19 protein-coding genes, 1 tRNA gene and 1 other RNA gene are annotated in these 19025 nt (G+C 69.5%); 9 read left to right on the top strand and 12 right to left on the bottom strand.

What is annotated here, in order from left to right:
- Entirely contained in the window at window positions 1–2472 is a 2472-nt protein-coding gene (locus tag K2F54_RS13195) for a phosphoketolase family protein (protein ID WP_220606329.1), read from the bottom strand.
- A gap of 210 nt (window positions 2473–2682) precedes the next feature.
- Window positions 2683–2779, bottom strand: an RNA gene (ffs, locus tag K2F54_RS13190) — signal recognition particle sRNA small type.
- Window positions 2780–2900: 121 nt separating this feature from the next.
- Here ffs and K2F54_RS13185 point away from each other — a divergent pair.
- Window positions 2901–2988 (top strand) — tRNA-Ser (locus K2F54_RS13185).
- Between the two features lie 212 nt (window positions 2989–3200).
- Window positions 3201–3965 carry a hypothetical protein gene (locus K2F54_RS13180; RefSeq protein WP_220606328.1) on the top strand — a complete coding sequence of 255 codons (765 nt, stop codon included), beginning with the start codon at window positions 3201–3203 and terminating at the stop codon, window positions 3963–3965.
- On the opposite strand, the gene K2F54_RS13175 is transcribed toward K2F54_RS13180, so the two are convergent.
- Window positions 3962–5092 carry an ECF transporter S component gene (locus K2F54_RS13175; protein ID WP_220606327.1) on the bottom strand — a complete coding sequence of 377 codons (1131 nt, stop codon included), beginning with the start codon at window positions 5090–5092 and terminating at the stop codon, window positions 3962–3964. The two genes, K2F54_RS13180 and K2F54_RS13175, sit on opposite strands and share 4 nt — an antisense overlap.
- A 145-nt stretch (window positions 5093–5237) precedes the next feature.
- On the opposite strand from K2F54_RS13175, the gene K2F54_RS13170 reads away from it, so the two are divergent.
- Window positions 5238–5615: a YciI family protein gene (locus tag K2F54_RS13170; RefSeq protein ID WP_220606326.1), complete on the top strand. Its 378-nt coding sequence runs from the start codon at window positions 5238–5240 to the stop codon at window positions 5613–5615.
- Window positions 5597–6922 (top strand): RNA polymerase sigma factor, encoded by a 1326-nt coding sequence (locus K2F54_RS13165; RefSeq protein ID WP_220606325.1) that lies wholly within the window; start codon window positions 5597–5599, stop codon window positions 6920–6922. The genes K2F54_RS13170 and K2F54_RS13165 overlap by 19 nt, the downstream gene beginning before the upstream one ends.
- A 24-nt stretch (window positions 6923–6946) precedes the next feature.
- Here the strand turns inward: K2F54_RS13165 and K2F54_RS13160 are convergent, their stop codons facing one another.
- From K2F54_RS13160 to K2F54_RS13150, 3 genes are read right to left on the bottom strand one after another with little or no spacing between them, the layout of a single operon-like run.
- On the bottom strand, window positions 6947–7183 hold the full coding sequence (locus K2F54_RS13160; protein WP_220606324.1) for a hypothetical protein: 237 nt from the start codon (window positions 7181–7183) through the stop codon (window positions 6947–6949).
- Window positions 7183–7839 (bottom strand): potassium channel family protein, encoded by a 657-nt coding sequence (locus K2F54_RS13155; RefSeq protein WP_220606323.1) that lies wholly within the window; start codon window positions 7837–7839, stop codon window positions 7183–7185. Before K2F54_RS13155 ends, K2F54_RS13160 begins: the two co-directional genes overlap by 1 nt.
- Window positions 7840–7888: 49 nt before the next feature.
- Complete coding sequence (locus K2F54_RS13150; RefSeq protein WP_308287653.1) at window positions 7889–9256, bottom strand: TrkH family potassium uptake protein; 1368 nt, start codon at window positions 9254–9256, stop codon at window positions 7889–7891.
- 154 nt (window positions 9257–9410) lie between these two features.
- Here K2F54_RS13150 and K2F54_RS13145 point away from each other — a divergent pair, with 154 nt between their 5' ends.
- Window positions 9411–9992: a hypothetical protein gene (locus K2F54_RS13145; protein WP_220606322.1), complete on the top strand. Its 582-nt coding sequence runs from the start codon at window positions 9411–9413 to the stop codon at window positions 9990–9992.
- Between the two features lie 57 nt (window positions 9993–10049).
- Here the strand turns inward: K2F54_RS13145 and K2F54_RS13140 are convergent, their stop codons facing one another.
- The 6 genes from K2F54_RS13140 to K2F54_RS13115 all read right to left on the bottom strand — a co-directional run bounded on the left by K2F54_RS13140 (window position 10050) and on the right by K2F54_RS13115 (window position 13975).
- A complete protein-coding gene (locus tag K2F54_RS13140; protein WP_220606321.1) occupies window positions 10050–10487 on the bottom strand; it encodes a DUF805 domain-containing protein in 438 nt (145 codons plus the stop codon).
- Window positions 10488–10567: 80 nt separating this feature from the next.
- The gene (locus K2F54_RS13135; protein WP_220606320.1) at window positions 10568–10711 is read right to left on the bottom strand and encodes a hypothetical protein; all 144 of its coding nucleotides are present in this window, start codon (window positions 10709–10711) and stop codon (window positions 10568–10570) included.
- 150 nt (window positions 10712–10861) lie between these two features.
- Entirely contained in the window at window positions 10862–11092 is a 231-nt protein-coding gene (locus K2F54_RS13130) for a hypothetical protein (protein WP_220606319.1), read from the bottom strand.
- 130 nt (window positions 11093–11222) lie between these two features.
- On the bottom strand, window positions 11223–12131 hold the full coding sequence (locus tag K2F54_RS13125; protein WP_220606318.1) for a hypothetical protein: 909 nt from the start codon (window positions 12129–12131) through the stop codon (window positions 11223–11225).
- Between the two features lie 55 nt (window positions 12132–12186).
- Window positions 12187–13329, bottom strand: coding sequence for a hypothetical protein (locus K2F54_RS13120; protein ID WP_220606317.1), 1143 nt, complete (start codon window positions 13327–13329; stop codon window positions 12187–12189).
- 4 nt (window positions 13330–13333) lie between these two features.
- Entirely contained in the window at window positions 13334–13975 is a 642-nt protein-coding gene (locus K2F54_RS13115; RefSeq protein ID WP_220606316.1) for a hypothetical protein, read from the bottom strand.
- Here K2F54_RS13115 and K2F54_RS13110 point away from each other — a divergent pair.
- From K2F54_RS13110 to K2F54_RS13100, 4 genes are read left to right on the top strand one after another with little or no spacing between them, the layout of a single operon-like run.
- On the top strand, window positions 13965–14480 hold the full coding sequence (locus K2F54_RS13110; RefSeq protein WP_220606315.1) for a hypothetical protein: 516 nt from the start codon (window positions 13965–13967) through the stop codon (window positions 14478–14480). The genes K2F54_RS13115 and K2F54_RS13110 overlap by 11 nt on opposite strands.
- Window positions 14477–14812 (top strand): hypothetical protein, encoded by a 336-nt coding sequence (locus K2F54_RS19250; RefSeq protein ID WP_255577090.1) that lies wholly within the window; start codon window positions 14477–14479, stop codon window positions 14810–14812. Before K2F54_RS13110 ends, K2F54_RS19250 begins: the two co-directional genes overlap by 4 nt.
- Window positions 14698–18375, top strand: a complete 3678-nt coding sequence (gene eccCa, locus K2F54_RS13105) for a type VII secretion protein EccCa (protein WP_308287652.1) — start codon at window positions 14698–14700, stop codon at window positions 18373–18375. Before K2F54_RS19250 ends, eccCa begins: the two co-directional genes overlap by 115 nt.
- Window positions 18372–18959, top strand: a complete 588-nt coding sequence (locus tag K2F54_RS13100) for a hypothetical protein (protein WP_220606314.1) — start codon at window positions 18372–18374, stop codon at window positions 18957–18959. Before eccCa ends, K2F54_RS13100 begins: the two co-directional genes overlap by 4 nt.
- Window positions 18960–19025: the final 66 nt, after the last annotated feature.

The raw sequence follows: 19025 nt of genomic DNA, 5'->3' as shown, positions 1-19025 counted from the left end.
TTATACGTTATCCCCGCCGGTGGTGTCGGATGCGCGCGCGGCGGCTGCCTCGGCATCGTTCCCAGCCCATACCCAGTCGGTGACCTCGGGGATGTCTTCGCCGTGGTCACGGGTGTACTGGCGGGCACGCAGTCTGGCGTCCTGCATCTGCTGACGCAGCAGGCCGGCGCGGGCGCCGAGTCCGGGTACCCGGTCGATGACATCCATCACCAGGTGGTACCGGTCGAGGTCGTTGAGCATGACCATGTCGAACGGCGTGGTCGTGGTGCCGTTCTCCTTATAGCCGCGGGCGTGCAGGTTGGAGTGGCCGTGGCGCTTGTAGGTGAGCCGGTGGATCAGCCACGGGTAGCCGTGGTACGCGAAGACAATCGGCTTGTCCGCGGTGAAGTAGGCGTCGAACTCGCGGTCGCTCAGGCCGTGCGGGTGGTCGTCCTCGCTCTGCAGGCGCATCAGGTCGACCACGTTGACCACGCGCACGCTGAGGTCGGGCATGGCCTCGCGCAGGATCTTCGCGGCGGCGAGCACCTCGAGGGTGGGCACCTCACCGGCGGCGGCGAGCACCACGTCGGGTTCGGTGCCCGGCGTCTCGGTGCCGGCCCACTCGAAGATGCCCAGGCCCCGTTCGCAGTGCGCGACGGCCTGGTCCATGGTGAGCCAGTTCGGCGCGGGCTGCTTGCCGGCCACGACCACGTTGACGTAGTCGACGCTGCGCAGGCAGTGGTCGTAGATGGAGAGCAGCGTGTTGGCGTCGAACGGCAGGTACACCCGTACGACGTCGGCGCTCTTGTTCACGACGTGGTCGATGAAGCCCGGGTCCTGGTGGCTGAAGCCGTTGTGGTCCTGGCGCCAGACGTGCGAGGAGAGCAGGTAGTTCAGGCTGGAGATGGAGCGGCGCCACGGGATCTCCCTGGTGACCTTGAGCCACTTGGCGTGCTGGTTGAACATCGAGTCGATGATGTGGATGAACGCTTCGTAACAGTTGAAGACACCGTGCCGGCCGGTGAGCAGATAGCCCTCGAGCCAGCCCTGGCACTGGTGCTCGCTGAGCATCTCCATCACCCGGCCGCCGCGGGCGAGGTTGGTGTCGCCCGGCACGAACTCGGCGTTCCACTGCTTGTCGGTGGCGGCGTAGACGGATGGCGCGAGCCGGTTGGACGCGGTCTCGTCCGGTCCGAAGATGCGGAAGTTGTCGGGGTTCTGCCGGATGACGTCGGCCATCCAGATGCCGAGCACCTTGGTGGCCTCGTCGACGGTGGCGCCGGGGGACGGCACATCCACCGCGTACTCACGGAAGTCGGGCAGCCTGAGGTCGCGGCGCAGCAGGCCGCCGTTGGCGACCGGGTTGGCGCTCATGCGCAGGTCGCCGTGCGGGGCGAGTGCGCTGATGTGGGCGGCGGGAGCGCCAGCCTCGTCGAAGAGCTCCTCCGGCCGGTAGCTCTTCAGCCAGGACTCGAGCACGTCGGTGTGCGACTGGGTGTCGCGGGCGTTGACCAGCGGAACCTGGTGCGAACGCCAGGAGTCCTCGACCTGCACACCGTCGATGACGGGCGGGCAGGTCCAGCCCTTGGGGGTGCGCAGGATGATCATCGGCCAGCGCGGCCGGTTGGTGTCGCCGGCGAGGGCGGCGCGCTTGATCGCGGCGATCTCGTTGAGCACCTCGTCCATGGTCTGTGCCATGCGCTGGTGCACCGCGAGGGGGTCTTCGCCGTCGAAACCGCCGGAGACGATGTGCGGGTTGTGGCCGTAGCCGCGCATCAGCTCGAGCAGTTCGCTCTCGGGGATGCGGGCGAGGATGGTGGGGTTGGCGATCTTGTAGCCGTTGAGGTGCAGGATCGGCAGCACAACGCCATCCTGCAGCGGGTCGACGAACTTGTTGGAGTGCCAGCTGGTGGCCAGCGGGCCGGTTTCGGCCTCGCCGTCGCCGACGACGGCTGCGACGAGCAGGTCGGGGTTGTCGAACGCGGCACCGTAGGCGTGGCTGAGCGCGTAGCCGAGCTCACCGCCCTCGTGGATCGAACCGGGGGTCTCCGGTGAGGCGTGGCTGGGGATGCCGCCGGGGAAGGAGAACTGGCGGAACAGGCCCTTGATGCCGCTCTCGGACTGGTCGATGCCGGAGTAGATCTCGGAGTAGGTGCCGTCGAGGTAGGCGTTGGCGACCATGCCGGGCCCGCCGTGGCCGGGGCCGGTGATGTAAAGGGTGCTGATGTCGCGCTCACGGATGACCCGGTTGAGGTGCGCGTAGAGGAAGTTGAGGCCGGGGGTGGTTCCCCAGTGGCCGAGCAGGCGCGGCTTGATGTGCGCCTTCTGCAGGGGCCGGCGCAACAGCGGGTTGTCGAGCAGGTAGATCTGACCCACCGAGAGGTAGTTCGCGGCCCTCCACCAGGCGTCGACGCTGGCGAGAGCTTCGGCGCTCAGCGCGTGCGGGAGGCGGCTGGGCCAGGTGAATGTGGTGGTGTCAGCGGCATGTTCCATCGCGGTCTCCAAATGTTCTGTTGGCGCTCGTAGCGCCGTCCAAGTCTAGGAGCGGACCACTGGATGCGCGGGGGACGTTGGTCCCGACAAGTGAACAGTTGGGGAGATGGTCTGGCCGGTTCGCCGGGGCGGCGCGGGCGCGGTTCGCCGGGGCGGCGCGGGCGCGGTTCGCCGGGACGGCGCGGGCGCCGGCGCGGGCGCATCCGGGCAAAGTAAAACTCCTCGCGCACCCACCAGAGCCCAGTTACCCTTGCTACGTTTCCGTCCTGGGGGAGTTGGCTGAGATAGCGCCACGCGAGGAGCCATAGTCAGTTTAGGGCGTTCCTGCCCGACGCCCAAACCCGCACGGTTCGTCGACGTGTCACGCGGAGGCCTCGGAAGCAGGTAAGATTTTCCCTGGTCGTTGTCTCTACGAATCGATCGGCTCAGGAGAATTCGCCTAGTGGCCTATGGCGCACGCTTGGAAAGCGTGTTGGGTGAAAGCCCTCGGGGGTTCGAATCCCCCATTCTCCGCCAGTTGTGAAACGTGTTGGCCTCCGCCACCGAAACGCCCGCTTTCGAGCGGGCGTTTTGCGCGTTAATGCGCGGGCGTTTTGCGCGTTACGCGTGTGCGGGTTTGTGCGGCCTTGTTCCGGATGCCCCGGTGCGGCCCGCACGGCACTCCACGCTGGGTAGCGTCGATCGTGGGCCGCACGTGCGACCTCGCCGGCCGCACTCGCAGGGACCTCATGAGAACTCGCATCCTCCACACGCTGGGCGCGCTCGCCCTCGGTGTGATCGCGCTCGGTCTGGGCATGATCACCATCGTGTCGAGCGGCTCCACTGCGGCGACGGGGCAGCGCGCCACCGTGCCCGTGGAGAGCGCCTCGACCGTGGGGGCGGACGCGGCGGCGACGCATCCGCTCGAGCACGATGCCCGGTTCGCCGAGTTGATGACCGGCTGGACCATCACCGTGCCGGCGGATGTGGCGATCGACGATTATGGCTTCATCGTGGGGTTCGACGGCCAGCTGCGCCGGGCGACGCTGGTGTCTAGTGATGCCACCGCGGACACCGGCAAGGCCTGGGTGAACGCCGTGGCCGCCGGGTGGGGTGTGGCGCCCCTGCAGGAAGAGGGCACCGGTTTCTGGGCGGCATGGCTGCCGGAGGTGGGCGGCGTGCGCGCCCCGGTCGGTGCGGACTCGGTGTCGTTCGTCTATGTGGTCAACCCGGTGTCGCCGGCGTTCGCGCTGCCGACCGGGTGGAACGTGCCCGCCCTGCCCGCGGGGGATTTCATCGATGCGCGGGTGATCCGCTCGGCGACCACGGACACGTACGAGTTCGTCGCCGCGGGTCGGCCCGGCGGCGCGACCGAGTATCTAACGCAGCTGGCCGCAGCGGGTTGGGACATCGTCGACGACCGGCACGCGGTGCGGGACGGCGACCGGTTCGAGTGGCACGCAGGCGCCGAGCAGACCGTGCTCCGGTTCGAGCAGGGCGTCGACGACGACTAGCGCGGTGGGCCGGATCGGGCTGAGCGGGCGGCCGAGCTGAGGTCGCTCGGGTCGCCGGTGGGCGCGAGCGGCCGTTCGGTGGTCGCGACCGGCGGGTGCGCACGGCTGCCGAAGCTTTGCCCCGTGGCCCAGAGCACGCCGGCCGGGGCAGGGATCCATCGGCCCAGCGAGCCCACGATCACGAGGGCGACGAAGCCGGCGATCAGCTTGTCGGCCACCGAAGACACCAGGTTGGACGAGAAGACGGCGAGCACGAGGGTCTCCCCCATCAGCGAGAACGTACCGGTGAGCGATTCGCCGGAATGCCCGGTGTCACCGTTGAAGAGCAGCACCAGGATCGGCACCGCCGTCACCGTGCAGGTGAGCGCCACGAGCAGGTTGAGCGTGAAGAACCGCGGCAGGGTTTTGCCCAGACCGAACGAGCGCACCCCGTAGCCCCAGACCAGAGCGCCCACGACATTGACCGCCGCGAACGGGATCGAGGCTTCGGAGTTGAACGGCACGGCCACGAAGTTGGTGGCCAGGCCGACAGCCGCGCCCCACCACGGTCCCAGCGCGATCGCCACGATGCCGGTGCCGAGCATGTCGAGGTAGAGCGGCAGACCCAGCCAGGCCACCAGCCCGTGTCCGAGCGTATTGAGGCACACCGCGGCGAGCGCGACCAGCAGGTACACGCCGCAGCGCCGCGGCCGGGCGACCCCGGCCACACGCCCGGCCGGGCTGGTCGACGACGGGGTCGCACCTGCGGTGGCGGGAAGGGCGGCCGCGAGTGTGGTGGGCGTGCCGCCCTGGCCACTCGGGGCTCCCCGTTCGAGGCGGATGCGCACGGTCGCGCAGCGCTGTTCCAGGTCGTGGCACCCCGCCGCATCCGCCCCCAACGCTCGGGCGATCTCGAGAACCAGGGCCACGTCGACCCGCTGTCGCCCGAACTTGAACGTGTCGTAGACCGTGCTGCGACCGGGCGGGCGGGCGCCGGGGTCGGTGAGCAGCAGGCGGGCGTCGAAGATGCGGGAGACGATCTGCGCGTAGGAGATGTGGCCGGCTCGCGCGCGCAACCGCTGCAGCTCCTCGGCGACGGAATCGAACGTTTCGGACCGCGCGGTCGCGTGCGCTGCGTCATCCCGCATGATCGACCCCCCGGTGAATGTGTGCTCTGACGCACAGTGTGAGTGTAACGGCGGAGGCCGTGGCCGGATGCGGACGGGTGTCGTTTGGGGGCTGGCTCAGTCGTCATAGGGGTGTCAGTATCCGTAACGCGTGAAAGGACAAACCATGCAGTATTCACTACTCGTCATCAGCCAGGAGTCCGGGGACGCCGGGATCACCGAGGAAGACATGGAGTGGGGCCGGGTGGCGTTCGACGCCTACGGCAAGGCGCTCGCCGCGGCCGGGGTGCTCGTCTCCGCCGACATCCTGCAGCCCGTCTCGGCGTCAACGACGGTGTCGATGCGGGATGGCGCCCTGCAGATTCAGGATGGCCCGTTCGCCGACACCAAGGAGCGCCTGAACGGCACCTTCGTGATCGAGGTGCCCGACCTCGACGCGGCCCTCGACTGGGCCGCGAAATGCCCGGCCGCCCAGTACGGCGCGATCGAGGTGCGCCCGTCGGCGATCATCTTCACCGATGGGGCATGGCGAGCGGTGGCGTGAGCGCCCAGGCGCGGGCGGAGCTCGCCGCCCGCGCCTCCTACGGGCGCCTGATCGCCGTGCTCGCCGCGCCCACCGGCGACATCGCCGCGGCCGAAGACGCCCTCGCCGATGCCTTCGAACGCGCGCTCACCACCTGGCCACGCGACGGAGTGCCCGACAACCCCGAAGGATGGCTGCTCACCGTGGCCCGCAACCGGCTGAGGGACCTGTGGAAGTCGGCGGCGGTGCGGCTGCGGGCTCCGCTGGAGGAGGGCACGCTCGACGGTGCCGGTGCCGGTGGGGCCGGGGCACGGGCCGGCGGCACGCAGGCGGCCGCGGGGCCTGGACTCTCGGCGCTCGCGGCCATCGACGCGATCGACGCGCAGGCCATCCCAGACAAGCGGGTCGAACTGCTCTGCGTGTGCGCGCATCCGGCCATCGACCCCGCCGTGCGCACGCCGCTGATGCTGCACACCGTGCTCGGGCTCACCGCCGCCGACATCGCGGCCGCCTACGCCCTGCCGGAGTCGACGATGGCGCAGCGGCTGGTGCGGGCCAAACGGCGCATCCGCAGCACGCGCATCCCGTTCGCACTGCCGGCGCTCGCCGACCTGCCGCAACGGCTGCCCGCGGTGCTCGAGGCCGTCTACGGTGCGTACGCGATCGACTGGCCGACCGCGACCCCGGATGCCCGGGCCGAGCCGGACTCGCTGGCCGGCGAAGCGCTGTACCTGGCCGAGACCCTCGCGACTCTGCTGCCCGACGAACCCGAGGTGCTCGGGCTGGCCGCTCTGCTCGCCCTGTCGATCGCTCGGCTGCCGGCGCGTACCAGCAGCACGGGCGAGCTGGTGGCGCTCGACGATCAGGATCCGGCGCTGTGGGAAGCCGCGCTGATCGCCCGCGGTGAGTACTATCTGCGACGCGCTCGGGCGCTGGCCCGCGTCGGGCGGTTTCAACTCGAGGCGGCCATCCAGTCGGTGCACTGTGATCGGGCGCGCTCGGGACTGACCGACTGGGCGGCGCTGCTGAACCTGCACACCGCGTTGGTGCGCCTCTCCCCCACCGCGGGGGCACGAGTGGCGCTGGCGGCGGTCATCGGCGAGGTGCACGGCCCCGGCGCCGGGCTCGGCGCGCTCGACGCCCTCGTGCGCGAGCGGGCGGACACCGCGGCGTTCCAGCCGCTCTGGGCCACCCGCGCGTACTTGCTGGGTCGGGCGGGTCGGCCTACGGATGCCCGGGCCGCGTACGACCGGGCGGTGGAGCTGGCCGGCGACGCGAGAGTGCGTGCGGCGTTGCGGCGACGGGCCGACGCGCTGCCGCCCGGTTGAGCGCCCGGCGGGGGCCCGGAACGGCTAGTCGCCGACGTGGCGGCGCGGGCGAGGGGGCGGGGGCGGCGGCACCTCTTTGGCGGCGACCACCTCGGCCAGCAGTAGGCTCACCAGGCCGCGCTTGGTCTCGACCGTGCAGTGGGTGGCGTCGCGGGAGCGGAGGTAGCCGAGGGCATCCGTGTAGCCACCCTCGACGGTGGTGCGCACCACGACCCGCGTGCCCAGTTCGGCGCCGGTCAGAAACTCCAGTGGCGAGCTCATCAGCGCAACCGGCTGAACGACTCGACCCGCTGGGTCTGGCCGGCGACGAGGATGATGTCGCCCGCCTCGATCACGGTGTCCATGGTGGCGTAGTTCCAGCCCAGGCCGGCGCGGTGGAACGCCGTGACCGTGACCCCGTGCACGGTGCGCACCTTGGTCTCGCTCAGCGGCCGGCCGAGGATCTCCTGCGGCGGGGCCGTCTTGATCAGGGCGAAGTCCTCACCGATGTCGATGTAGTCCTGCATCACGCCGCGCACCAGGTGGGCGACGCGCTTGCCCATGTCCTTCTCCGGGTAGATCACGTGCTTCACGCCCAGCTGGCGCAGGATCTCGCCGTGCGGCTCGCTCACCGACTTGGCCCAGATGTTGGGGATGCCGAGCTTGAGCAGCAGCGACGCGGTGAGGATGTTGGCCTGGATGTCGCCGCCGATGGCGACGACGACGCTGCTGAACTCCGGCACCGAGAGCTGGCGCAGGGTGTCTTCCTTGGTGGAGTCCGCCCGCACCACGTGGGTGAGCAGCCGGTTGTGCGCCTGCACGATCTCCTCGTCGGCGTCGATGCCGAGCACCTCGGTGCCGTTCGCCATCAGCTCGAGGGCGAGGGCGCTGCCGAACCGACCGAGACCGATGACGACGACGGAATCCTCCTCGGCCATCCTCGCAGGCTGCCGTTGGTTGAACAGGGAGAACGATGACGACCGGAATTTAGCCAATGATGGGCCTCTCCTTCGGGAGTTCGTACGTGGCGGGCCGCTCGCGGAGGGCCAGGGCGGAGGCGAAGGTGATGGGGCCGAGCCGGCCGATGAACATCAGCACGATCAGGATGACCTGGCCGGCCGCTGGCAGGCTCGCCGTGATGCCGGTGGACAGGCCGACGGTGCCGAACGCCGAGACCGCCTCGAACAACAGGGCGTCCAGGCCGATGTCGGTGAGCAGCATCAGCGCCGCGGTGGCGGCGGTGACCACGAACACGGCCAGCAGCACGAGGGTGATCGCCTGGCGGTGCACGGCGCGGGAGAGCCGCTTGCCGAAGACGTTGACGACGCTGTCGCCGCGCACCTCGGCGACGAGGATGAAGAACAGCACCGCGAAGGTGGTGATCTTGATACCGCCCGCGGTGCCGGCCGGGCCGCCGCCGATGAACATCAGCACGTCCATACCGAGCAGGCTGGCGGAGTCCATGGCGCCGATGTCGATGCTGTTGAAGCCGGCCGTGCGGGTCTGCACCGACTGGAAGAACCCGACGAGCAGCTTCGCCGGCCAGTCCAGCGGGCCCAGCGTGGCCGAGTTCGACCACTCCACTGCGGTGATGTAGACGGTGCCGGCGACGAGCAGGGTTACCGTGCCGGCCAGCACGATGCGGGTGTTCATCGTCCAGAGCAGCGGCGAGCGCAGGTGCTTGCGCAGCTGCACGATCACCGGGAAGCCGAGCCCGCCGAGGATCACCGCGGCGGCGATCGGCAGGCAGATGAACGGGTCGACCGCGTAGCTCATCAGGTTGTCGCTGAACAGCGCGAACCCGGCGTTGTTGAACGACGACACCGCGTGGAACACGCCGAACCAGATCGCCTGGCCGAGCGGCTCCCCGTAGCCGAACAGAAAACGCAGGCTGAGCAGCACCGCCACCACGCCCTCGACGATCAGGGAGATCGTGACGACACCGACCACGAGACCCTTGACGTCTTCCAGGCCCACACTGCGCACCTCGGATGCGGCGGTGACGCGCGCTCGCAACGACAACCGCCGCACCACGGCCAGCCCGATCACCGACGCGAAAGTCATGACCCCGAAGCCGCCCACCTGGATGAGGAGCAGGATCACCACCTGCCCGAACGGTGTCCAGTACAGGGCGGTGTCCACCACGGTGAGCCCGGTCACGCAGACGGCGGAGGTGGCGGTGAAGATCGCCTCGATGAAGGAGGCCCCGCCGGGTCCGACCCTGGATATCGGCAGCATCAGCAGGGCGGTGCCCACGAGAATGGCCCCGGCGAAGCCGATCGCCACGGCCTGAGCCGGGTGCAGGCGAAACCTCGGCCGCTGCGGGCCCCGCCCGGATGCTGCCCGCGAGTTCACTTTGCTACTCTACGACCCGGATTGCCCGGGCACAGCCATCCGTTGCACCCGGTCTGAACGGCCGTGCTGTACCCCCCGAACGGTGTCTACTGGGCCACCCGAAGATGGGGCATACTCTAAGTACACCGGCGAGGGGGACACGAGGGTGGGGAAAGTGACGAGCGCACGTTTTCGCGCGCAGGTGTTGAGGCCGCACGGCCATCTGCTTCGGCAGACGACGCTGTCCATTCTCGCCTTCTTCGCACCGGTCTTCGCGGTGCTGTACTGGCTGACCATCCCGCTCGGCGAGTGGGTTCCCGTGGCCATCGCCCAGGCCGTGGTGATGATCGCCGCCCTCGTGGGCATCCTCGGGTTCATGCGAACCTGCATCTGGGTCGACGACACCGGCATCAGCGAGCGCGGCTTCTTCGGCCGGATGGCGAGCTTCAGCCGTGACCAGGTCGTCAGTGTCGTGGTGCTCGAGCTGTACCAGAGCGGCGCCATCGACACGCATCCGCAGCTGTTCGTGACCGGTGCCGACGGCCAGCTGCTGGTGCGGATGCGCGGTCAGTTCTACTCGCGCGGCGCCATGGATCTCGTCGCCGACGAGTTGGGGGCGCCCGTCGTGCGGGTGCCCGACCCGATGACACTCACCGAGCTCAACCGGCTGCGCCCTGAGCTGCTGTACTGGTTCGAACGCCGCCTCACCGGGCGTACGCCCCGCGAGCCCGAGCCGCGCACCGACCTCGGCGTCTGAGTATCAGCGCCGGCCCGGACCGACGACCGGCGGGACCGCCCCGGGCCGGGGGCGGGGTTAGCGCAGGCCGGAGCCCTGGTAGGACAGACCGGCGGCCTTGGGCTCACGGGTCACGTCGAAGCGGGAGCCAGAGGGGTTGCTCGGCAGCAGGGTGAGCACGAGCAGCACAACGCTGCCGACCACCGGGACGAGGCCGAGCAGCACGAACCAGCCGGAGAAGTTCGCGTCGTGCAGCCGGCGCACGAGCACCGCAAGCGACGGCAGCAGCACCCCGATGGCCACAATGGGGGCCAGGAGCATCGTGACGATGGAGAGGTTGTACGAGGTGTAGCCGTAGTCCGTGGTGCCGGTGGGGATGAACTGCACCATCAGCAACACGAAGAACACGACCCAGAGCAGCAGGCCGAACCACCAGTACTCACTGCGCGGGGCGCGGCCGGTGAAGTCGGCGTACTTGCGAAAAACGGATGCGATCGCCGCGGCGGGTGTCATCATGGGGGTCTCTTTCGTCGGCTCTGCTGAGTCGGCGCAGGCCGACGGAGGCCTCGCGCCCCCGAGATCAGGTTACCGGGCGGCTACTGGATGAGGAAAAGCAGCGATGTGGCGCCGACCGTGATGGCGATCAGGGACAGGATGAGCACCCAGGTGAGGCCCTTGAGCCGGCCGCGCATCTTGCCCATGAAACCGACCGGGCGGCTGTCGTAGTCGTCGTCATCCATGGGGCAACCCTAGCGAAGCCGCTCGGGTGCGGGCTGTGCGCGGGCGCCGAGGTCCCCCCGCGCTGGCCGGTCCCGGTGACGGCCGGTGGTCGCATCCGACTTGCCGCAAAACGCCCCATTAACGCCCTCGAAGGGGAACTTTGCCGGATGTCAGCGCACGCGCCTGCACCGACTTGCGTCAAGAAGCCCCTTGAGCCGCCCGCAAGGGGCGTCGACCAGGCTTCGCGGCACGAGCCGGGTCCAGCAGCCGTAGCCGACCAGAACCCACTCGGGCCCATCCGGCTGAGTGGCGCCCAGCCAGACAAGCTGCAGCTCACGCACCCCGATATCGCTGACCGTGCCGCAGGTATCGGTCACCCCGAAGGTCGTTCCGGCAATCATCGCGGTCAGCCCTGGCGGGGGACTGCTGGCATCGAGTCGGCGGCTGGGTGAGCGGGGAAGGTGTGCTCATCGGGTGTTCCTCGACGTGAGCCGTTGCGGATGCGTCAGGCTAGACCGCGGTACAGTCCCATCACTCGGGCCAGGACGGCTGCGTCAGCTGGGTGCTGCGGAAGCCCTCCAGCATGGCGGTGGGAACGGTGATCTCGTACACTCCGGCATCCACCTTGACCAGCCTCAGGCCCTCGGCGAGATCGGCGTTGTGGCCGACGTAGGAGCCGCTGGAGAGCTTCGTGCCATCGGCGTCCACCGACTCGTCGACGATCCGCAGCTCCAGGCCGTTCCAGACCGCCTCGATGTCGAGCTCCATCACCTCGTCCGCTTCCTCGAACGGGATCACGTACTTCCACATACCCCGGCCGGTGCGCACAAAACGCTCGTCGGTGGGCTCGGAGTGCGTGGCCAGCACGATCCGGCGGCCCTGATCGATCACATCGGCCGTGAGATACATGTCGTTCCACTTGGCCAGGGTGCCGACGTGCCGGGAGAACGGCGTCGACCGACCAACGGGCTCGCCATCGACCAGCCAGCCATCGGCGATGTTCGCGAACACGGCCAGGAGCGTCTCGGTGCCGTCGGCGAAGACCCGCACCAGCTGCGTGTTCGGGACCACTCGGGTGTGCCGCATCCACCAGACCGGCACGATGTGGCCGGGGACCGGCGCGAAACCGGTGCCCGTGAACGGCGGTCGATCTACGAACGGGCCGCCGGTGAGGGCTCGGGTGGCCTGGTCGACACCGCCGGTCGCGTTCTCCAGGCGCATCGTGGAGCGGGCCGGGAACCGGATGACATCAACGAACGGGTCTTCCGGCGAGAACGGCGAACCGGGGAAACCGAGGGCGTGCACGTCGAAGAGCTGGGCAGGCGTGGTCGCGAATGCAACGGTCGCCGCTTCCACGACGAACCCGGACACCCGGTCCCACCCTGCGGTGAGGTAGGCGTCGCTCAACTGCGGGGTGACGGCTTTCTGGATGAGAGACATGAGGTCCTTACGTGGAAAAGTTGGAGTGCGCATGGTGCGAACGGGTGCGGAGCGCCTACAGCCGGTACTCCGAGTATTTGTACTGTCCGGCCACGGCCAGTGCTCTGGTGGGCAGGGCATCCGGTGTGATCGGCTGCGCTGTGGAGTGCAGTTCGGCCAGCTCTGACCACGCGACCGACTCGCCGGGGACGTAAACCACATCGTCGGTGTCGTCGGCGCCATTGACCGCTGCGGACTCCCCACGCCACCGCGTCGTTGACGAGATCCGGCGCAGACCGGTGAGGTCCGATTCCCGCACCTGGGCCCGCCACTCGACGGGGGCAACGTGCGCATCATGCAGCGAATGCAGCACGAAGTCGGGTGTCACTGTCTGGCCCCGGTTCTTGACCGCGAGCACGGTACCCGCCGCGGCCGTCATCGGCCGGGCGAGAATGGTGGTTCGCCCCTTCACCAGCCCAACCTCACCGGTGACGACGCCGGGGCCAACGGGTCGATCCACCGAGATCCAGGAGCGCAGGCTCAGCTCGCCCACCGGGACCACGGCCGACCAGCAACTGCGCACACTGTCACCGTGCTCGATCTCGGGGGCATCGAACTCGGGCACTCCGCCGCTGGGGACGAAGATGTGGGCCGAACCGTCCCGCACTCCCGCCACATTCACCGTGATGTCCCGCCAGATCGCAGTCCACTCCACGTAGGTCACCACGGCAACCGAGTTGCGCGGCACGAATGTGGTCCAGTAGCCGTAGCCATCCAGCACCCACTCGGGCCCATCCGGCCGGGTGGCGTCCAGCCAGACCAGCTGCAGCTGCCGCTCCCCCGCGTCGCTGACCGTTCCGCAGGTATCCGTCACCCCGAATGTCGTTCCAGCGATCACCGCGGTCAGCCCGGGAGCGGGGCTGCGGTCATCGATCCGGTCGTAGCGCGACGTGCGGACAAGCCAGAACCGCTCCAGCTGATCGAATGGCACATCGCCGGAGACGCTGCCGGTCTGATGGTCGGCGCCCAGGCCCGGAACGTTTTGCAGGGACATCGGCCCGTTGACGCTGACGAGTCCCGAGGCCTTGACTCCCTGGATGTAGACCCGTTCCCCGCGCAGCGTGGCGAAGCCGGTGACCGCTGACACACCACCGTCGAGCTCCGCCGTCTCGAGGACGTGAACGCTGTGTGGCTTCGTCAGCTCGCTATGTGGCTCCATCTACCTAGTCGTTCTCCCGCATCGTAGCCCCCACGCCCGCTGTGGGTCGCGGAGCGATTCCGTCAAGCATCCCCGGTTGCACGGCGGCATCGGTCAGCAGCCACGTTCCCGGAGCCTTCGGATTCGGCTTCTCGTACACCGCCATGAACTCACGTTCTCCGTTCGGCAGGGTGCGCCACAATTCTGCACCGTTGGGCACCGGGACGCCATCGCGACCGAGGGTGCCCTCCGGTGAAAAGCCGTTCTGCGTGCCAGACAACCCAGATCCGCGGAACGGGTTTTTTGGGTCGAGCGCGTTGCCCAAGTCGTAGCCGATGTCTCCGTAGAGCGCGAGCATTGCCTTCCGCTCTACACCCTCGTACCCGGCCCACTGGTCCTTGATCGCCTGTGCCTTGGCCGCCGGATCCGTCATGTTCATGGTGGGGTCCTTGACCTCGGCCAGCATGAAACGGAGGGGGCCGTCGGGCACGGTGACAGCCGATGGCGTCGGCGCGTCGAAACGGATGTCGTAGAACGCCCGACCGAGCAATAGATCGTTGCGGAACGGGGACTTGGTGTACCCCAGACCCAGCACATCGAATGTCTGCCGGTTGGACATTCCTAGAAGGTCAACGGGCCGCGACACGAATCCGGTGATGCGCTCCATCGATTCCCTGAGCGGGTTCAGGATCGCAGACGCATCGCTGAACGTGATGACTTTCTGGTTCGACCGGATCAACCCGGTGTCACGGTTCTTCGACCTGGCGATCACCGACTGGGGGGTGCGCGGCTACCAGATAGACCTGGCCCAGGTGGCCATGGCCAGCCACGTGCTCTGCGTTGTCACGCCCTCCCGCCGACACGAACTCGAAGACGCCGCCGCGGTCATCCCCGCGCTGACCGGCGTGGAGGACGGCCCGCAGGTGGTGCTCGTCATCGTCGACGTGGGCGGCGACGGACGCGGCCAGGCCCCGCAGGGCGTGGGCAGCGACCTCGGTGTTCCCCTGATCCGCATTCCGTACGAGCCCACCGCCGGCTCGGCCGCCCCCGTCGCCAGCGCCGCCATGAGCGCGCGCACCCGCATCGCCTACGCGCAGCTGGCCGGCACCATCATGACCGAGGCGCAGCTCTCGCTGGGCGCCGAACTTTCCCACCGTGAGGCAACCGCATGACCCTGCGACTCGTGCACAGGCCCACCCGGGTCACCCGACCGCTGCAACGCGCCGACGCCGAGGTGATCTCGCCACCGCCGGCCATGCAGGACGGCGCCCAGGGCGGCGTGCCGATCCAGGCGCTGCTGCCGGTGCTCGGCGCCGGCACCAGCGTGATCATGATGGTCACCCTGCGCGGCAACGCCCTGTTCATGGCGCGGCCGCCCGCACCCGGCGGGTGCAGCGCGAACGCTACCTCGACTACCTCGAGGGGCTGCGGGCCCGGATGCGTCAGCGCGGCAAGTCCGTGCGCGCCACCGCCGAACTGCTCAACCCGGACCCCGCCGCGCTGATCGAGCTGGTGCGGGACCCCGGCCGGCTGTGGGAACGCCGCCGGCACGACGCCGACTTCCTCAGCCCCCGCCTCGGCGTCGGCGACGTGGCCTGGTTCGACCTGGCCATCCCCGCCGAGCAGAACCCCGTGCAGCCGTACGACCCGATCCTGGCCGGTGAGGCCAGGCAGGTCACCGAGCACTACTCCACCGTGCGCGGCATGCCGGTGGACCTCACGCTGGACGGCGCCGGCGCCGTGGCCATCATCGGCGACCGGCAGAACGCCCTGCAGGTGGCGCGCGCGCTGATCCTGCAGATCGCGGCGCTGCACGCCCCCGACGACGTGCACATGGCCATCGCCTACCCAGATTCCGCCGCAGAGGACTGGCGCGGGGTCGACCTGCTGCCGCACTTCGTGGACGAGGACACCTACGACGGCCCCGTGCCGGCGCGCCGGGTGGCCAGGGACACCGACGCCCTGCGCCGGGTGCTCGGCCAGGAACTCGGCGACCGCGCCCAGCTGGCGGCCACCGCGAAACGCAGCGGCGGGAACGCCGGACCGGCCGAGAACGCCCGGCTGATCGTGTTCGTGGACGACTACGGCCACGTCGCATCCGTTCTGCCCGTGCCCGACGCCGATCTCTCCCCCATCGACCTGCAGATCACCATGGTGCACCTGCTCAGCGACCGCCTGCACGAACCCTCCGACGTCACCATCCGGGTCACCGTCGGCGACGACAGGGCCGAGATCTCGGATGCCCGCGACGGTGGCGACGGCCAGGTGCCTGTGCAGTCCGCTGCGCTCGACCAGATCTCCGCCGCGCTGTTCGAAACCGTCGCCAGGATGCTCGCGCCGCTCCGGCTCAGCATGACCAGGCAGGACGAGGTGGAATCGGCCAAGGCCGTGGACATCGTCGAGCTGCTCGGCATCGGCGACGTCACCGCGTTCGACGCGGCCACCGCGTGGGAGCCGCGCTCCCCGCGGGACTTCCTGCGGGTGCCGGTGGGCCTGGACGACTTCGGTGAGCCGGTGCTGCTCGACCTCAAGGAATCCGCGCAGCTCGGCATGGGGCCGCACGGTCTCGCCATCGGCGCCACCGGCTCCGGTAAGAGTGAGATGCTGCGCACCCTGATCCTGGCCCTGGCGCTCTCGCACGGTCCGGACGACGTGAGCATGGTCCTGGTGGACTACAAGGGTGGCGCCGCGTTCGCGCCGTTCGCCGGCCTGCCCCACGTCGCCGGCATCATCGACAACCTCGCCGACGACCCGCAGCTCACCCAGCGGGCCAGGGTGAGCATCGCCGGTGAGGTGGTGCGCCGCCAGCAGCTGCTCAAGGACGCCGGCAACTCGCCGTCGATCACGCACTATCGGGAGATCGCCGCCCAGCGGCCCGACCTGCCGGCGCTGCCGCACCTGCTCATCGTCATCGACGAGTTCGGTGAGCTGCTCACCGCCGAACCCGACTTCGTGGACCTGCTGCTCACCATCGGCCGTATCGGCCGGTCGATCGGTGTGCACCTGCTGCTCTCCAGCCAGCGCATCGAGGCCGGCAAGCTCCGCGGCCTGGAGACCTACCTCTCCTACCGGGTGGGTCTGCGCACCTTCTCCGCGTCGGAGAGCGCCATCGTGCTCGACACTCCCGATGCGTTCCACCTGCCCGCCATCCCCGGCTACGGCTACCTCAAGGTCGACACCTCCATCTACCGTCGGTTCCGCTCGGGGTTCGTCTCCGGTCCCGCCGTGCAGACCGATGCCGCGCCGGACCGCTCCGCCGACCTCGACGCCCTCACGGCCCTGCCGCTGCCGCTCTACAACGGGTTGCAGCAGCGCACCGAGAACGAGACGGCCGAGGACGCCCTGGCCAGCCCGTCGACCGGGCGGGCACTGATCGACGAGGCCGTCGACGGGCTGCGCGGCTCGGCCGGCACGGTGCCGCCGATCTGGTTGCTGCCGTTGCCGGAACGCTTCGCGCTCTCGCGCATCCTCACCGACGAAGCGCCGCCAGAACTCAAGGTGCCGATGGGCCTGCTCGACGAGCCGGAGAAGCAGCGCCAGGACCCGTGGCTGATCGACCTCACCCGCAGCGGTGGGCACCTGGCCATCTTCGGCGCCCCGCAGACCGGGCGCAGCACGTTCCTGCGCACCATGGCCGCGTCGCTGGCGCTCACCCACACGCCCCGGCAGGTGAGCATCTACGGGATGGACTTCACCGGCTCCGGCATGAACCGGATCGAGGGGTTCCCGCACGTGGGTGGTGTGGCCACCCGCGCCAACCGGGACCGGCTGCGACGCCTGCTCGAGGAGCTCGCGGCCATGCTCGCCACCCGCGAGCGACTGTTCACCGAGCGCGGCATCGACTCGCTGCCGACGCTGCGGCGGATGCACGCCGACGGTGGCGTGCCAGAGCTCGTGGCGGCGGACATCGTGCTGCTCGTCGACGGTGTGGGGGCGTTGCGCAGCGAATTCGAGGAGTTCGAGCAGCCCCTGTTCGACATCCTCGCGCGCGGCTCCAGCTTCGGCATTCACGTGGTGCTGGCCATGACCAGGTGGAACGAGTTGCGGATGGCGCAGCAGCCGCTGATCGGCACCCGGATCGAGCTGCGCCTGAACGACCCGATGGACTCGCAGGTGGGCCGTAAGCTCTCCGGCGCCCTGCGCGCCGACCAGCCCGGCCGGGCGATCACCGACGACGGCCTGTTCGCACACATCGCCCTGCCGGTGTTGGACGACACCGCAGACGACCTGATCGGCGATGAGATCGAAGCCCTCGCCTCCCGCTCGGCGCACAGCTGGGAGGGGCCGAGCGCCGCGCCCATCCGTCTGCTGCCCGACAGCTTCTCGCCCGACGAACTGCCCGACGCCATCGACTCGCCAGACGCGGTGCCGTTCGGCCTGCGGCAGGACACCATGGAGCCGGCCTACCTCGACCTCGCGTCGCGTGACCAGCACGTGCTGGTTTTCGGCGACCACGCCTCCGGCAAGTCCACCTTCGTGCGCGGCATCGTGCAGGGCCTCATCGACCGGTACACCGCCGATGAACTGGTCATCGCGATCATGGACGTGCGCGGCGAGATCGCGGCGTCCTGCCCGGACGACTACCTGGGCGGGCTCGCCGACTCCAGCGGGCAGGCACGCGTGCTCACCACCGCCATCGCCAGCGAACTCGCTCAGCGGCAGGGCTCCCCCGACCGCTCCGCCGGACCGCGGATCGTGGTGATCGCCGACGACTACGACGTGCTCGCCTCCGGCGGCACCGACCCGCTGGCGCCGCTGCTGCCGTTCCTGCCGAGCGCCCGCGAACTGCGGTTGAACGTCATCGTCACCCGGCCGGTGGCCGGCGCCTCCCGGGCACTCTACGACGTGGTGCTGCAGTCGTTGCGCGACACCGGCGCGACCAGCCTGGTGATGTCGGGTGAACGCACAGAGGGCCAGATCCTGCCCGGCGTCTACGCCGAGCAGATGCCGCCAGGACGCGGCCGGGTGGTTCGCCGCGGCGACCGGCCGCGAATCGTGCAGATCGCGCACGCCCTGCAGCCGGCCCCGGATGCATCCGCCGCCCTGATCGAGGAGCCGGCACTGTGACCCACGGTAATCTGCGCATCATCGTCTGCGGCACGGCCGGCGGCGTGGGCACCACCACGCTCACCGCCATCCTGTTCGACCAGCTGTCGCGCCTCTCACCCAGCGTGCCGGCGATCGCCGACCACTCCTCTGGATCGGTGGGCGCCCGGCTGCCCCGCGGCGACGACGCGGCCACGATCGATACCGGCCTGGTGCTGCACGACCTCGGGCCGCACGCCCTCGGTGAAGGCCTCGACCTGCTCGAGTCGCCGTCGATCATCGCCGTGATCGCGACCGCGAACACCCCGCTCGGCTTCGCCGCCGCCGACGAACTGCTCAGCGCCGTGCGGGAACGGTACGGCCAGGCGGGACTGGCCAGGGTGACCGTGGTGGCGATGGGCACCAGGGGGCGGTTCCGCACCAAGCGGCTCACCGAATCGTTGCACCTCACCTACGGTCGCGGCATCGCCTCGGTGATCCGGCACGACGCCGCGCTGGCCGGCGGCGGCCGCATCCCCGTGCACCGCCTGGCCAAACGAACGGTCACCGCCTGCGACCTCCTCGGCCGCCGGGTACTCGCCTCGGCGGCGCACCACCGCCGCTGACCCGGCCGGGGCGGCTGGAAGCACCCGCGTTCAGCAAAAAAGTTCTCCACAAGCCTGTTTTTCACA

Source organism: Cryobacterium inferilacus, from assembly GCF_019599185.1.
Lineage (GTDB): Bacteria > Actinomycetota > Actinomycetes > Actinomycetales > Microbacteriaceae > Cryobacterium > Cryobacterium inferilacus.
This window is presented reverse-complemented; position numbering and strand designations above follow the sequence as displayed.

Excerpts from the sequence above, each read along its gene's own strand:
- K2F54_RS13120 (WP_220606317.1), bottom strand. The coding sequence starts at position 13,329 with ATGGAGCCACATAGCGAGCTGACGAAGCCACACAGCGTTCACGTCCTC.
- K2F54_RS13110 (WP_220606315.1), top strand. The coding sequence starts at position 13,965 with ATGCGCTCCATCGATTCCCTGAGCGGGTTCAGGATCGCAGACGCATCG.
- K2F54_RS19250 (WP_255577090.1), top strand. The coding sequence starts at position 14,477 with ATGACCCTGCGACTCGTGCACAGGCCCACCCGGGTCACCCGACCGCTG.
- K2F54_RS13155 (WP_220606323.1), bottom strand. The coding sequence starts at position 7,839 with ATGGCCGAGGAGGATTCCGTCGTCGTCATCGGTCTCGGTCGGTTCGGC.
- K2F54_RS13140 (WP_220606321.1), bottom strand. The coding sequence starts at position 10,487 with ATGATGACACCCGCCGCGGCGATCGCATCCGTTTTTCGCAAGTACGCC.
- K2F54_RS13130 (WP_220606319.1), bottom strand. The coding sequence starts at position 11,092 with ATGATTGCCGGAACGACCTTCGGGGTGACCGATACCTGCGGCACGGTC.
- K2F54_RS13180 (WP_220606328.1), top strand. The coding sequence starts at position 3,201 with ATGAGAACTCGCATCCTCCACACGCTGGGCGCGCTCGCCCTCGGTGTG.
- K2F54_RS13125 (WP_220606318.1), bottom strand. The coding sequence starts at position 12,131 with ATGTCTCTCATCCAGAAAGCCGTCACCCCGCAGTTGAGCGACGCCTAC.
- K2F54_RS13115 (WP_220606316.1), bottom strand. The coding sequence starts at position 13,975 with ATGGAGCGCATCACCGGATTCGTGTCGCGGCCCGTTGACCTTCTAGGA.
- K2F54_RS13165 (WP_220606325.1), top strand. The coding sequence starts at position 5,597 with ATGGCGAGCGGTGGCGTGAGCGCCCAGGCGCGGGCGGAGCTCGCCGCC.
- K2F54_RS13175 (WP_220606327.1), bottom strand. The coding sequence starts at position 5,092 with ATGCGGGATGACGCAGCGCACGCGACCGCGCGGTCCGAAACGTTCGAT.
- K2F54_RS13135 (WP_220606320.1), bottom strand. The coding sequence starts at position 10,711 with ATGGATGACGACGACTACGACAGCCGCCCGGTCGGTTTCATGGGCAAG.
- K2F54_RS13170 (WP_220606326.1), top strand. The coding sequence starts at position 5,238 with ATGCAGTATTCACTACTCGTCATCAGCCAGGAGTCCGGGGACGCCGGG.
- K2F54_RS13160 (WP_220606324.1), bottom strand. The coding sequence starts at position 7,183 with ATGAGCTCGCCACTGGAGTTTCTGACCGGCGCCGAACTGGGCACGCGG.
- K2F54_RS13195 (WP_220606329.1), bottom strand. The coding sequence starts at position 2,472 with ATGGAACATGCCGCTGACACCACCACATTCACCTGGCCCAGCCGCCTC.